This is a genomic window from Streptomyces sp. NPDC002788 (assembly GCF_053592115.1).
Genome location: NZ_JBSFVB010000025.1, coordinates 1 through 13,940 on the forward strand (window position 1 = coordinate 1; position 13,940 = coordinate 13,940).

Here is a 13,940-nt window from a genome sequence, read left to right on the forward strand (position 1 = left end):
CCATGGCATCTACGCAATGCCCGTTCGTGACGACCCAGTCCGTTTCGCCTGCGTGCTTCAACCAGGTCGATCCCCTGGTCGATACTTGCCGATCAGCTTCGTCCGCTGCGCTCCCGGAGCTGCGGGAGGCGCTGCGCGCCAAGCAAGCCGGCCCCGCTGCGCGGGGCCGGCAACGGGCCTTCGGCCCGGGCGGCAGCAGATGCCGGGCGGGTGATCCTACTCGGGCTGGGTCACTGTCAGAGCCCACCGGATACTGTCATTCGAGGCGTCAACTCCTACGGTGAAAGAACCCCGCTGCATGATTCCGGGATCCATGGTCACCGAGCCCACACCCGCGCTGCCGGCAGGACAGTCCACCGAAAACTCGGCCACCCGTGCCTGCTGCGATTCCATCGTCACCGCCACACTGCCTCCGCCTTCACAGGCCACCGTGAGCACGGTCGGGAGCCCTTCCCATGCCCCACCGGACGCGACCCCGCCATCACCCGTCCACTCCGGCACCCACACCAGACCCTCAGGCCCGGGATGAGGAAGAAGACCACCATCTGCCGCGGCCGGCACCGCCCCTGCACCCACCGCCCCGAAAGCCGCCAATAACGCCACTGCTACGGTCCTGCGCGCACTCATCACGCCTGCCCCTTCTGATGGTCTGTCACGGCCAAGGCAGTGTGACGCGCGGGAAGACCACCACGCATGAGTACAACGACTCATGACATCCACACGCTGCTGTGAAGCACAACCAGCTACCGGCACTCCTCCTGCCCTGTCAGGCCTGGGCGTACGCACGTCCAGCAGGCACCGTGAGCGGAAGACACAACCAATCGATGACAGAGAACCGGAACCGGGGCCAGCTGAGGGCGGCACCGGGCAAGGAGCGGTCAGGCTGGTGGCCGACCGGTAACGGCCGACGAAGTCGTGGTCCTGATCCGGTAGTCAAGTTCCACTCAGCCCTCTGGGTGACGGGCACGCCCCTCGAAGTCCCGCCGCACTGCAGCTCCCTGGTCCTCGATCAGCCCACCCTCATCAGGGAAGTCCAAAACCGCGCCGCACTGGCTGCACAACTTCCCGTCCTCGGCCGGCGTACCGCACGCCTTACAGAACCGGTTGCCCTTCTCGGTCGCCTGCGTCATGACTCTCCTGGGAGCAGCTTGAAGTGTTGGGGTTTCGATGCGGAGTACCCGTGGCGCCGAGGTTGATTCACAAGACAGGGTGCTTCGTTTTTTTCACTGCGATAGACTCTGGATTCAGATGGCTCCAGGAATGTGGCGGGTGCGCTGCTGCAGGCTGATTGTGTGGGTCTCGGGTCAGGGTGTGCATGACCCTTCTCGGGTAAGACGATCTCATGGGCCAACGTGGCTTGTGTACACGACGGTTGGCCGGGCGGGGCGTATGGAAATGTTCGTCTGACTCCGCTGGAAAGGGCCGACGGAATGGCTATGCAGGAGCTCCGGTCCTCATCACTGGGAAGCCGTGGACACGATACTCCGGGCACTCGAATTTCCTGCACGATCGACTGGGCCCGAGCGGGGTCTGCGCACGCAGGTGATCATGGCCACCGAAACCGGCAAACCCTCGTCGCCGTGCGCAGCGCCGAGGAACTGCGTGTCGGCCGTGTGCTGATCCTCGTACCCTCGCTAGACCTGCTCGCCCAGACCGGAACCGCGTGGCGCGAGGGAGGCCGCACCGGCCCGATGATATCGGGGTCTCCTCCCTGCGGGGCGGGACGTGGCCTTCCCCAACACCACGGACGTAGACGAGCTCGTCGGCTGGTTGCGGCCCTTCAACAAGATCACCGTGTTCGCCACCTACGCCTCCCTCGGACTCGGCACGCTCGAGCGCGCACACCAGGCCGGTCTTCCGAGGTGGGACCTGATCGTGGTCGACGAGGCGCACCGAACCTCGGGGCGGTTGGGCCTGGATTCAGCAGGAAGGTGCCCTACGGGTTGACGTGCGACCAGAACAGCGCCGTCAGCCCGCGCCGGTCGTCGTCCGAGAGCCTCGATGCCCACGCCGGTTCGGCCAGGACCTGCTGCAATGTTGACGTGCCCGAGCGCGGACTGGAGCAGGTGCAGCGCGAGCATCGAGGTCTCGGCGTGCTCCTTGTCCGGGCCGGTCAGGGCGCCGTCCTTGCCGTAGTGGAGCACGGTGTTCGCGCTGTTGCAGTTCTCCACGACCTGGAGGCCGGCGTGGGTCTCGCGGCGCAGGACGGGGTCGGCGAGGTGGTCGCACGCGAAGAGGATGCCGTCGACGACACCGGCTGGACCGATTCGGCCGATTCCACCGTCGTCCGGGCCCACCGGCAGTCCACCGGGGCACTCAAATGGGGGGATGCAGACCGAAACGAGCCGGCCGACCACGCACTCGGACGCTCCCGCGGCGAACTGAGCACCGAGATCCACCTGGCCTCAGAGGAGCTTCGGGGTTGACGCTGATCGCGACGATCGCGCGGTCCAGCCGGTGCGTCTCGTTGGTGGTGAGCTTCGCCAGCTGGGTGAGTGCGGGCTCCACCAGGATGACCCGGGAGCGCCGCGCGCCGTGGTCAGGCGACACGTGGCTCCTCACCGGCGAGGCGGGCGAGGTGGGTGTCGCGGGCGACCTCACACGGCATGCCGGACTCCGGCGAGGGGTAGCCGCGTTCGGCGATGTCCTCCAGCACGGAAGCGAGGACGTCAACCTTGGCGCGCTGGTCGGCCGCGTACTTGCGGACCGAGGCGGCGGCGGATTCGCCGAGCGGCTGGCGGTCGGGCGCGGCGGCCGGCTCCTGGCTCATCGAGGGCTTCCGGGGCGTCATCTGGCGTGTGTGCTCACGGTATCGCCGGGGCGCGGCACCGGTCTGCGGGACGGGCGAAACCCGCCTTCATGACACAAATGACACAGCTGAACAGTGACGCAGATGGTCATGACGACCTGGGAAAACAGGGGGTTGATGACACAGATCGACGCCGATGACACAGATACCGGACCCAGCTGGACCCAGGTGCGGGTGTCCACCTGGGTAAACGCCGGGCCCAGGCCCCAGTGGCCCAAGCGGGAACCAGGTTCGCACGGCGAGCTGATTCCCGCGCGGCGAGTTCGGCCGGGGTCATTGGCCAGCCTGCGACGAACCTTCCACAAGCTGGGGGACGACGTCCAGGATCGTCTGCCCGAACGGGGTCGGCGCGATCAGCACCCCGAGCGTGAGGCAGAGGGCCACGGTCGTCTTCTCGTCGAACCGGCTCCGGGAATGCGTACGGCGGCGCAGCCGCACGACGGCGATGATGGCGAGCAGCACCGCCACGTTGATGGTCACGATCACCTGCCCGGACTTCCCGTCAGGCCACAACTGCCTTGCGAGCACCGCATGTTCACTCCGGTGTTCTTCTGTAGCGCGAAGTGACCAAGAGCGCGCCGGGGTTGACGGGGGTTGGCGGCAAAGCGGCCCTGCTGACTTGATTGCGCAGGTCAGGGACGCGGCGGGTGCGGGTGAGCGAGGCCTGCGGGAGCGGGTGCGGACCGTGACGCCGCGGGCGGTCCGGCCGGGGCGCTCTGTCACGCGTCACGCTGTCACGCTCTGCTGTTTCAACTGATACCGAGTCTGGCCGTCAGCCACGGCCGGTAGTCCCTGAAGATTCTTCCGAGGCCGTCGGTCGCTCTGGCGGATCGAAGGGCTCGCCTGGGAGCCAGGCAGGGGAATAGTGGCCCGGGCCGTCCGGTTGCCGAAAGCACAAGACCCGCACGGCAGTTCGGGAGGGTTCATGGCGGTCCACGGCACGGTGGCCGCCGGTTTCGAGGGAGTACGGGAGGAGTTCGCCGCCTTCCTCGCGAGCGAGGAACACGCGCCGGGCGCACAGCTGGTGGTGCACCGGGGTGGCGAGCGGGTCGTGGACCTGTGGTCGGACGGGGTGACCGGGGAGACGCTGCTCGGCGTTTCCTCGTCCACCAAAGGCGCGGCGTACCTGGTGACCGCGCTCCTGGTCCAGGACGGCGCCCTCGACCTGGACCGCACCGTGGCCTCGTACTGGCCGGACTTCGCCGCCGAGGGCAAAGGTGGGATCACCCTGCGCGAGCTGCTCGCACACAGGGCCGGTGTGGTCGGCCTGGACGCCGGGTTCACCCCGCAGGAGCTGGCCGACGACCGGGCGATAGCGGCCCTGCTGGCCGGGCAGCGACCGTTCTGGCAGCCGGGGCAGTTCTTCGGCTACCACGGGTACGTGATCGGCGCGCTGGTCGGCGAAGTGGTGGTCCGGGCCACCGGGCGCACCCTGCAGGAGTGGTACGAGGAGCGGATCCGCGCCCCGTACGGCCTGGACATGTGGCTGGGCCTTCCAGAGTCCGAGGAGTGCGGTTCCTCAGCACGCTACCGATGCTGCCGACGCCCGAGCAGCAGGCCGAGATCGACGCCTCCCCGTACAGCCCGTACAGCCCGTACAGCCCGTACAGCCTGGGCGGCATCGCGTTCAACGAGCACGCGCCCGACAGCGTCGAACTGGAGGACTTCGCGAAATCGCGCCTGGTCCGCGCGAACGGCCAGGCGTCGGCGGGCGGCATCGGCTCCGCGCGCGGTCTGGCCGGCATGTACGCGGCGGCCGCGTTCGGTCTGAACGGGGACGGCCCGCTCCTGAAGCCGGACACCGCCGCCGAGTTCGCCCGGGTCCACTCCGAAGGCAATGACCTGGTGAGCGGCTCGCAGAAGGCCTTCGGCCTGGGCTTCAACACCATCGGCTGCCACTTCGACTCCGTCGGCGCCGGCGCCTTCGGCCACAGCGGCGCCGCAGGCTCCCTCGCCTTCGCTGACCCCCGCCAGGGCTACGCGTACGCGTACACCCGCCGCCGCTATGCCTACCCGGGCGGCGCGGCCGCGGAGAACAAGCGCCTGCTGTGGTCGGTGGTCCGGGCGCTCGGGTGACGCGAGTGGGGTGCGCTGCGGAGATCCGGACCGTCCCCACGGGTGGCTTCGGCTTCCTCGAGGGCGGCGGCCGCATCTGGGTGGGTCATGCCCCGGGCGCGCCGGCGGACCGTGCGGCGGCCGGCGCGCCCGGTCGACCGGCTCACGGCGCGCGGCCGCCGGCGGTGTCGGGGTACGGGGGTGCTCACACGAGCCTCCGAATCGTCGCGGAAGAACGAACGGATGACGGATCCGCCGCGCACTGGGCGCAGCGGATGACATGAGCCAAAGCACGCTGGTTGTCACCATGGATGGACGCTGACCTGCGTCTTCTAGTCAACGAAGCTCACTTTTGTCACTGGGTCGGCGCGCAGCATGTCACCAACAGCGCGGGAAGCGCAGTTGCCGTCACCAGGTTCGGTCCTTCAGCCCACCTCGCCCAACTGCAAGAGGTCACCCGGTGGCGGCCAGCCGATGCCGAAGCTCCTCTTCTGAGACGTCTTCCAAGTGGGTCAGAAATACCCACATGTGACCCGAAGGATCTTTGAGGATGACGGTGCGGTCACCGTGAAACATGTCTGTCGGCGGCTGGAGGATCTCGGCGCCGGCAGCCTCTGCGCGCGCCGCCAAGCTGTCGACGTCCGGCACAAAAACATGCAGCGTGACGGACGTTCCTCCCCCGAGCGAGGCCGGCGCGGCGAAGGAGCCGACCTCCGACTCGTCCGCGCCGGCGTCGCCCAGCATCAGCGCCGACCGTCCGATTGTGATCTCGGCGTGCAGAATCCCGCCGCCCGGAGCATCGACCCTGAAGTCTTCACGGGCGCCGAACGCCCGCTGGTAGAAATCGATCGCCGCGGCAGCGTCATCGACCATGATGTGCGGGATCACGGCATAGCGATAACGGTCGGGGATGTCGACGTGAGCTGTGCGCTCGGTCATGGCGAACCTCCTTGAAGGCACCGCTGGTCAGTTCCTGCGGCTCTGGAACGAACCTAGAAACTCAAGCTTGGTTGAGGTCAAGCGCCGCTGTGGCCCCTTCCCGTGCCTATCTGCTCGGGCTGTTGTCGGATGTCAAGCGCAAGAACTGCTGGCAGCTGGCCGAACACGCCGGCCACGTGCGACCCGGGCCGATGCAGCGCCTGCTGCGCTACACCCGCTGGGACGCCGATGCCGTTCGTGACGACCTGCGCACCTACGTTGCCGACCACCTCGGCACCGCCGGCGGTGTGCTGATCGTGGATGAGACCGGCTTTGTGAAGAAGGGCCGCACCTCAGCGGGGGTGCAGCGGCAGTACACCGTCGAGAACTCCCAGGCCGGCGTGTTCCTCGCCCTGGCCGGCAGCCGAGGGCGGGCCCTGATCGACCGCCGGCTCTACCTGCCCGAGCACTCGTGGTGCACCGATGACGAGCGCCGCCACGCGGCCGGGATACCCCAGACGGTGCAGTTCGCGACCAAGCCCCGCCTGGCCGAGGAGGTGATCGCCGCCGCGCTGGACGCCGGCATCACCGCCTCCTGGGTGACCGGCGACGAAGCTTACGGCCAGGACCCGCGGTTGCGGACTGCCCTGGAGGCGCGCGGCATCGGCTAGATGCCGGCCGTGGCCTACTTCCCTCGGGTCCGCATCAATCACGGCCGCACTCCTGCCCGCGCCGATGTCCTCGCCCAGCGTCTACCCGCCACGGACTGGCAGCGGCGCAGCGCCGGACCCGGTGCGAAGGGCCCGCGCTACTACGACTGGGCCTGGATCCACATCGGCAGCGACAGCCACCGCCATCAGCTGATCCGCCGCAACCGCACCAGTGGTGAACTCGCCTTCTCCCTGTGCTGGTCCCCCACCACGGTGACGCTGTCCGAACTGGTCCGCGTCGCAGGTGCACGCTGGAGTGTCGAGGAGTGCTTCCAGGCCGCCAAGAGCCACGTCGGCCTCGACCACTACCAGGTTCGGCACTGGACCTCATGGCACCGGCACATCACGCTCGCCATGTTCGCCCTGGCCTTCCTGACCGCCTCGCCGCCAGCGCGGCCCCCAACCGGCCCGCCGACCCGCACCACCCAGCCAGCAGCAACGACCTGATCACCTTGACTGCCCCGAGATCCGCCATCTGCTCGCAGCCGTCTTCGACCCACCGGCCGTGACCGCAGCCAGACTGCTGCACGGGCCCACCTGGCGCAGACGCCACCAGGCAACAGCCCGTCGCAGCCACTACCGACGACGGTCCACCGATGAACTCGCCTGATTTTGCACCGCAGTTGACTCGAGAAGCACTTCCATCTCCCTTGGTCGCGAGGGAGACCACGCCGGTAGAGTCGGCTGGACGTCACCACCCTGGGGGGAACTGATGACGGCAGCGGATGCAGTGCCCATAGTCTTCGTTCACGGGACGCGCTTCAGCGCGGGGCAGTGGAGCGTGCAGCTTGCTGCACTCCGGGACGAATTCCCGGTAGCCGCCGTCGACCTGCCCGGCCACGGGGAGCGCTCGGCTCAGGCCTGGAGCCTGAGCAGTGCGACAGAGATCATCGCTTCCGCGGTGGACTCGCTCGACCGTGGGCCAGCTCTGATCGTCGGGCACTCGCTCGGCGGATACGCCTCGCTGGAGTTCGCGCGGCGTCATCCAGAACAACTGCGCGGGCTGATCCTCGCGGGAGCCAGCGCCTCCACCCGCGGCATTTGGGCAGCGCCATATCGGTGGGTAGCCAGGCTGGTCCCTCGCATACCGGCGGACTGGCTGGCCCAGTGGAACGACCGGTTACTGCGGCGGCTCTACCCGCCAGAAGTGGTGGAGGCGACCATCCATTCCGGCTACGCCTTCCATACCCTGCCAGCAGCCTGGGGCGAGGTCCTGGGACGCTTCGACGCGGGTGCGATGCGTTTTGTGGAGGCTCCGGTACTGATCCTGAACGGCGAGAAGGACGCCGTCTTCCGGAGCGGCGAGGCGGACTTCGCCCGCGCACATCCCCACGCTCGGGTCGAGTTGATCCCGCGCGCAAGACATCTCGCGAACTTCGACGACCCAGACTCCTTCACTGATGCCGTTCGCCGCTTCGCTCGGCAGCTCCCTGCCGTCAGCTGAGTGCGCCATCACCGGGGCACCGGCACCCCGTGCCCACCAGCCAATTGCAGTGCTCAGCCACGAGTCGCTGGGTGGATTACAAAACCGCACTGGAGTACTAGGCGGCCTTTCGGCCTTGACCGCCAGGTCTTCCGCCGACGGGGAGCGTTGAATCCGGCGCTCGCCGCGGCGACGCCGAAGCCGACGTTGATGGCCGGTAAACAACCACCCGAAAGGGCGCGGCAGCCGGAAGCGGCCTGGCTCATCTGCCGTTGGCCACAGCAGTGGGCGGGGCATCGGCCGCGGAGCGGTCAGCACTCATGGGCGGCAGATCGCCCGTTGTGACATCGACGAGGTCATGGCGCCATGCGGCTTCGTCGGCCAGAGTGCCGGTCGCCCGGTAATGGCGGACCTGTGGCGCGTCGGACAGGGCCTCGGCGGCCTCGGCGACCGGCACCGGCCGAAAGCCCAGCCGTTCCCACACCGGTTCGGCGCCCGTGGAGAACACATACGCGGTGCGCCCGCCCTGCGTGGCCGCTTCCGCGAGAACGCGCCGCACCAGCCGCCACGCGGCTCCGCACCCCCGAAGATCAGGGCGGACCGCGACGCTGCGCAGCAGCACGCAGTGGCCCTGTAGCTCCAGGCCCACGGTCGCGGCCGGCCCGGCCGCATCCCTGGTGAGCCAGTAACGAGTGCCGGGCGCCAGGACGTCCTGGGGCGAGAGCCCCTGGCCCACGAGGAAAGCCGTGATCTCCTCCCGGTCCTCGGGGCGCGCTTCGGGCAGCGGCAGCGGCTTGGCGTAGCAGCGACTGAGCGTCTTGTGCTGGTAGGGCGGGTAGTTGGGGATGAGGGTGTAGCCGGCGCGGGTGTACAGCGCGATGGCCTCGGGCTGGTGGACGGCCGTCTCCAGGCGTATCTCGGGGTGGCCGAAGACGGTGGCGGTGCGTTCGGCCACGGCCAGGAGACGAGCGGCTATTCCCCTGCCACGCACCTCTGGAGTGACGTACATGCGCTTCAGCTCGGCAGCGGTGTCCGGGAACGGGAAGGGCTGCACGGCGCAGCAGCCGACCGGCCGGCCGTCGACTTCGGCGAGCAGGAAGCGGATCCCGGGGTTGATGTGGGCGCCGCCGGTGCAGGGCTCGTCCGGGTAACGGGCCGCGAGGTCGGCGTCGAGGTTGCGTACCAGCTGCTGGATCCTCGAGTCGCCGGCCACTGCGGCGGTGATGACGGGGTCAGGAGAGGTCACAGGCTGTGGTTCCCTTCGAGGATCAGGTCGAGCTGGGTTTCCAGGACGCGCCGCTGGAGGTCGGGCGGATAGGCGTCCGGGTCGGTCACGGCGTTCAGGGCGAGGCCGTCCAGACAGGCGACGAGGCTGCGCACCCTGGCTTGGAGATCGGCCGGTTCCAGGCGGTCAAGACAGGCGGTCTGCACCAGAGCGGTCAGGCGGCTGATCCAGGAGGCATGGCTGCGGATGTGCTCGGTGAGCAGTGCGGGGTCGTGGCGGGTGCTGAGGAGGAACTGGGACCAGACAACGGCCTCCAGACGCCGCTCGGCATCCAGGGGCAGGGCCTGCTCGGCCACGGCGTACAGCGTGTCGCGGGCGTTCTCGCCGACGGGAAGAGTGTCGATGCGCGCCGCCATCCGATGGTGCATCTCGGTGCGGGCATGGGCCAGCAGCGCTTTCTTGTCGGCGAAGTAGTGCGTGACCATCCCCGTGGTGCAGGCCGCCGCAGCGGCGACCGCGCGCAGGGTCAGGCCCTCCAGTCCGCTGTCCGAGACGACCCGCCATACAGCTTGGGAGATCGCCTCCCGCCGCTCTTCGTGGTCCACCTGTCTCGGCATCCGCCACCCTTTACATAACAGTTGTTGCGTAACGGCTGCTACGTTAGCACGGTCGGGTCTGGCCACGGCGGCCTGGCATGTGGGCCAGGGGGCCGTGGTCACGTCCTCGACAGCCCACGAAAAGGAAATGCCCTGAGCCGCGAGATCCGCGCCGCGGCGATCCCCTTGCTGGTGGGAGCGGCGCCGATCGGTCCGTGCAGTTGTCTATGGGACGGTCCCGGTACCGGGTTCTGTGGGCACACTGCAGACTGGGCGCATGACAGCGACATCGATGAGCAAGGGCGGCAACCTTCCCGTCGCCGCCAAGGCGGTGCAGGTCGAGCTCGGCTGGTCCGGGAGCCCTGGTGCGCCGGACGCCGATGCTTCCGCGCTGCTGCTCCGTGCCGACGGGCGGGTGAGGGGCGACGGGGACTTCGTCTTCTACAACCAGCCCCAGCATGCCTCGGGTGCCGTGCGTCATCTGGGGAAGCGGCGGGACGGTAGCGGTACGACGGACACCGTCGGCGTGGATCTTGGGGCCTTGGAGCCGGAGATCGAGCGGGTCGTTCTCGGCGCTTCCGCGGATGGGGGCACCTTTGGCCAGTTGTCCGGTCTGCGGCTGCGGCTGCTGGATGCGCGGACGGGTGGACAACTGGCGTCGTTCGAGATGGAAGCAACGACGGAGACTGCGTTCATCGGCGGAGAGCTGTACCGGCGGGCCGGTCAGTGGAAGTTCCGCGCGGTGGGACAGGGGTACGCGTCGGGACTTGCGGGCCTGGCCACAGACTTCGGGATCAGCGTGGATGAAGAACCGGGCGCCACGGCGTCGAGGGCTTCCTCAGCGGCCACGCCCGCCCCCACGTCCCCGTCCACGCCCGCCCCTGCCGTCGCGAGCGCTGCGCTCCGGCCTGCCTCTCCCACCACGCCCCGGGCTTCGATGACCCCCGCCCCGGACGCCTCCTCCCCGCGTCTCGTCAAGGGCGAGGAGCAGTTGCCGGTGGACATGCGCAAGCGGCTCTCTCTGCGCAAGGAGCAGGTGGCCGTCAGTCTTCGCAAGCACGGGGCTGCGGGAGTGACCGCGCGCGTCATCCTGGTCCTGGACGCCTCCGGGTCGATGTCGTTCCTGTACTCCAAGGGTGTCGTGGCCGACGTGGTGGAGCGGATGGCCGCGGTGGCCGCGCAGCTCGACGACGACGGTGAGATGCAGGCATGGACGTTCGCGTCGCACCCGGCCCGGCTGCCGGACCTCGCCCTGGGTGACCTGCCGGAGTGGCTGCAGCGTCATGTCCGGGTCGGTGAACTGGCGTTGTTCCGGCGCAAGAAGCCGCGGAAGGGTCTGCTGCCGGGCCAGGTGGACATGCGCGCGGTCGGGGTCCAGAACGAGGAGCAGAAGGTGATCGCCGAGGTGCGGACTTACGTCCGTGAGCACCCGGCGGCAGCCCCCACGCTGGTGCTCTTCTTCTCCGACGGCGGCGTCTACCGAAACAAGGAGATCGAGACCGAGCTGCGGGAGGCGGTGGACGAACCGGTCTTCTGGCAGTTCGTCGGACTGGGTCGCTCCAACTACGGTGTGCTGGAGCGGTTCGACACCCTGCCGGGCCGGCGCGTCGACAACGTGGGGTTCTTCGCCGTCGACGACATCAGCGGCGTACCGGATGCGGAGCTCTACGACCGGCTGCTGTCCGAGTTTCCGTCGTGGATGCGCGAGGCACGGCGGCTGGGCATCATCTGAGCCAGCAACCGGTCCGGACGAGGGGTGAGGACCCAGAGCTGCAGAGGTGCCTGAACCCCCGCCGCACGCGGGCGGGTGTGCGTCTGCTGAACTTCGAACAAAGTAGTCAACTTCGAGCCACGTTCGACCCTGGACCTCAAACGTCAAGGAGTCTGATCTGAACCGGAGTCGGCTGCCTGCTGATCATCAGGAGTCAGGGTCACCAATAGATCGACTCCTTTGGCCGACTGGGGGCACATGGTTTGGGAACGTTTGCCGCGTTTGAAGGTTGCGGGGGTGGTGTGTGCTCTCGCTGTTGGGGCCGGGTGCTCGGGAGGGGAAGCGTCGCCCCCTGGCGCTGCAATGTCTGACGAGGCTCGGTCCTACCTGTCCACCGCGTTGACCGTCATGGAGGACAACGCACTTCGCCGCGACGATGTCGACTGGGGTGACATACGGCGAACAGCCTTCACCGAAGCCGGTAACGCGCAGCGTCCTGCCGACACCTATCAGGCCGTTGAGGCAGCCCTGGGCAGATTGAGAGACGGGCACAGCGGCTTCTACGACCCGAAGAGGGCGAAGGAGTTGTCCGGGGACGAGCAGGTCCGCCAGCCGGTGGAAGGGCGGGCGCTGCCCGGCCGCGTGGGGTATCTGTCGCTCCCCGGAGTGAAGGGATCTGAGAGAGTCTTTCAGCAGTACGTGCGGGAAGGACGAGATGCCGTGGCGAAGGCCAATCGTCCGAACGCCTGCGGCTGGGTGATCGACCTCCGCCGCAATCGCGGTGGCAACATGTGGCCGATGCTCGCCGTCGTGGGACCGATCCTCGGTGACGGCGACGTCGGATCATTCGTCGATGCGGACGGCAAGAAGACGGTGTGGTCCCTTGAGAAGGGCAGCCCTCGTCTGGACGGTGATTCCACCGGCTGGGGAACAAGTCCTCCAATAGGCGGCGGATCAGCCCCTGTTGCGGTGCTCACCAGCCGTTCCACTGCCAGTTCCGGGGAGGCGGTGACCGTGGCCTTCCGCGGGCGCCCTGATACGCGCTCCTTCGGCGAGGACACCACAGGCATCCCCACCGGCAACGCACAGCATCGACTGTCCGATGGGGCGATCCTCAACCTGACAGAGGTGATGGATGCCGACCGCACGGGGCGCGCATACGACAGTCCCATTCCGCCTGACCAGCCAGTCGTCGACAACCTCGGGCGCGGGGGAAGCAAGGATCCCGTCTTGGACGCGGCAACGGAATGGTTGTCCGAGCAGCCCGGCTGCGCGTAGGCGGATCCGTGTCCAGCCTGGGACCCAAAGCTACTCAAAACCCGGGGATCGAAAACAGACACTTACGACAGCTACCTGCCGCCGCAGGCCACACGTTGTACACCTCTCCTGACCGGTCCACGACGGGCGTGGGCCCGTCTCAGCCGCCACAACAACGCAGGCTTGCCCACAGTCGCCTTGACCTTGCCCGCGCTGCCTGGAATGGCAGGCCCTAATCAGGTCCGGAAGCAGGAGAGCCAGCCGCCGGCCCCCTGGTTTACCTGCGCCGCCTCCGGTTTCCTGGCGCTCCTGCTCCTGGCGCTCGCGTTCGGCTTGTTCGGCCTGCCACTCCGCTTCGAGCGTGCGGGCCTTGCAGTCGTCGCACAGGTGCGGGTGACTGTCCCCGCGGCCCCAGTCCAGGGTGGTGCTCGTCTTCCACCGGTCGTCGGTGAGCTTGGTCCGGCAGTCGGCGCACACCGAGCGCCGGGCTTCGCGTTCGGCTGCTTCCTGCGCTTGGCGGCGTCGCGCCTGTTCGGCGCGGCGAGCGAGGGCGGCGTCCCGGCGGGGGTTGCCGATCGCGTCCCAGAGGTTCTGACCGGTCCTCGCGGCCGAAGCGCCAGAACGCGGGCCCGGCCGGGCCGTGCTCGCGCAGCAGCTCCAGCGTGGTCGCCACGATCGGCATCTTCCCGTTGCAGATGCGTAAGCCGCCTTCGGCCCACTGGCCCTGCCAGTGCTCGCGGGTGAGGTCGGCGACCTTCTCCATCTGCTTCAGCGCGGGCCGCGGGCCGACCTGGTTGAAGACGAGCAGGACCGGCGGGTGCGACGCGTCGCCCCACTGCGGATCGGGAGCGGACCAGCGGTGCGCCACATCGGCTTGGCCTGGCCGTCGGTGTCCTTCACCTTCCGGTGAAGTGGCGCATGTACTTGTCGAACTTCGCCGCTGTCTTCGCGGCGTCCTCGGTGCAGTTGTCGGCCTCGATGAACAACAGCGGCAGCCCCACCTCGGGGGCGATGAGGACGATGTCGGCCCGCGCGCCTCCTACGCCGGGGTTCTTCCACGTGCCAGTCGCCGGAAGGGCGCCTTCGGTGGCGTAGGAGGTGATGCTGCCGATCCCGTCGGGCGCGCCGACCCAGGCCTGGGCTGCCGCGATGGCTTCGGCCGGTTCACCGGCCACCAGGTGAAGGTCGGGCTTCGGGCGGATCAGCGCGATGACCGTCTCGTTCACCGTCATCGCG

General features: G+C 68.4%; 11 protein-coding genes and 3 pseudogenes. 7 read left to right on the plus strand and 7 right to left on the minus strand.

Annotated features, from left to right (window positions below):
• The first annotated feature begins 1,725 nt into the window (after positions 1 to 1,725).
• A complete protein-coding gene (locus tag ACWD1U_RS33465) occupies positions 1,726 to 1,947 on the plus strand; it encodes a hypothetical protein (protein ID WP_451113204.1) in 222 nt (73 codons plus the stop codon).
• Positions 1,948 to 2,093: 146 nt separating this feature from the next.
• On the opposite strand, the pseudogene ACWD1U_RS33470 reads toward ACWD1U_RS33465, so the two are convergent.
• From ACWD1U_RS33470 to ACWD1U_RS33480, 3 genes and pseudogenes are all read right to left on the minus strand, one after another.
• Positions 2,094 to 2,399 (minus strand): annotated as a pseudogene (locus ACWD1U_RS33470) (Tn3 family transposase); the annotation flags it as partial.
• 140 nt (positions 2,400 to 2,539) lie between these two features.
• Positions 2,540 to 2,770, minus strand: coding sequence for a hypothetical protein (locus ACWD1U_RS33475; RefSeq protein ID WP_451113125.1), 231 nt, complete (start codon positions 2,768 to 2,770; stop codon positions 2,540 to 2,542).
• A gap of 312 nt (positions 2,771 to 3,082) precedes the next feature.
• The gene (locus tag ACWD1U_RS33480) at positions 3,083 to 3,292 is read right to left on the minus strand and encodes a hypothetical protein (protein WP_451113201.1); all 210 of its coding nucleotides are present in this window, start codon (positions 3,290 to 3,292) and stop codon (positions 3,083 to 3,085) included.
• 442 nt (positions 3,293 to 3,734) lie between these two features.
• Between ACWD1U_RS33480 and ACWD1U_RS33485 the strand changes: the two are divergent.
• Together ACWD1U_RS33485 and ACWD1U_RS33490 are read left to right on the plus strand one after the other, a co-directional pair.
• Positions 3,735 to 4,337, plus strand: a pseudogene (locus ACWD1U_RS33485) (serine hydrolase domain-containing protein); the annotation flags it as partial.
• A 5-nt stretch (positions 4,338 to 4,342) separates the two neighbouring features.
• Positions 4,343 to 4,885: a serine hydrolase gene (locus tag ACWD1U_RS33490; RefSeq protein ID WP_451113205.1), complete on the plus strand. Its 543-nt coding sequence runs from the start codon at positions 4,343 to 4,345 to the stop codon at positions 4,883 to 4,885.
• A gap of 432 nt (positions 4,886 to 5,317) precedes the next feature.
• Here the strand turns inward: ACWD1U_RS33490 and ACWD1U_RS33495 are convergent, their stop codons facing one another.
• Positions 5,318 to 5,803 carry a VOC family protein gene (locus tag ACWD1U_RS33495; protein ID WP_451113126.1) on the minus strand — a complete coding sequence of 162 codons (486 nt, stop codon included), beginning with the start codon at positions 5,801 to 5,803 and terminating at the stop codon, positions 5,318 to 5,320.
• Between the two features lie 23 nt (positions 5,804 to 5,826).
• Here ACWD1U_RS33495 and ACWD1U_RS33500 point away from each other — a divergent pair.
• Positions 5,827 to 7,102, plus strand: a pseudogene (locus ACWD1U_RS33500) (IS701 family transposase).
• 102 nt (positions 7,103 to 7,204) lie between these two features.
• Positions 7,205 to 7,936: an alpha/beta fold hydrolase gene (locus ACWD1U_RS33505; RefSeq protein ID WP_451113127.1), complete on the plus strand. Its 732-nt coding sequence runs from the start codon at positions 7,205 to 7,207 to the stop codon at positions 7,934 to 7,936.
• A gap of 241 nt (positions 7,937 to 8,177) precedes the next feature.
• Here the strand turns inward: ACWD1U_RS33505 and ACWD1U_RS33510 are convergent, their stop codons facing one another.
• The gene (locus tag ACWD1U_RS33510) at positions 8,178 to 9,161 is read right to left on the minus strand and encodes a GNAT family N-acetyltransferase (RefSeq protein ID WP_451113128.1); all 984 of its coding nucleotides are present in this window, start codon (positions 9,159 to 9,161) and stop codon (positions 8,178 to 8,180) included.
• Positions 9,158 to 9,757: a TetR/AcrR family transcriptional regulator gene (locus ACWD1U_RS33515; RefSeq protein WP_451113129.1), complete on the minus strand. Its 600-nt coding sequence runs from the start codon at positions 9,755 to 9,757 to the stop codon at positions 9,158 to 9,160. Before ACWD1U_RS33515 ends, ACWD1U_RS33510 begins: the two co-directional genes overlap by 4 nt.
• Before the next feature lie 256 nt (positions 9,758 to 10,013).
• Here ACWD1U_RS33515 and ACWD1U_RS33520 point away from each other — a divergent pair, with 256 nt between their 5' ends.
• Together ACWD1U_RS33520 and ACWD1U_RS33525 are read left to right on the plus strand one after the other, a co-directional pair.
• Complete coding sequence (locus tag ACWD1U_RS33520) at positions 10,014 to 11,468, plus strand: VWA domain-containing protein (protein WP_451113130.1); 1,455 nt, start codon at positions 10,014 to 10,016, stop codon at positions 11,466 to 11,468.
• Between the two features lie 342 nt (positions 11,469 to 11,810).
• On the plus strand, positions 11,811 to 12,725 hold the full coding sequence (locus ACWD1U_RS33525) for a S41 family peptidase (RefSeq protein ID WP_451113131.1): 915 nt from the start codon (positions 11,811 to 11,813) through the stop codon (positions 12,723 to 12,725).
• Between the two features lie 875 nt (positions 12,726 to 13,600).
• Here ACWD1U_RS33525 and ACWD1U_RS33530 read toward each other — a convergent pair.
• Positions 13,601 to 13,936 carry a hypothetical protein gene (locus ACWD1U_RS33530; protein ID WP_451113132.1) on the minus strand — a complete coding sequence of 112 codons (336 nt, stop codon included), beginning with the start codon at positions 13,934 to 13,936 and terminating at the stop codon, positions 13,601 to 13,603.
• Between the last annotated feature and the right edge of the window lie 4 nt (positions 13,937 to 13,940).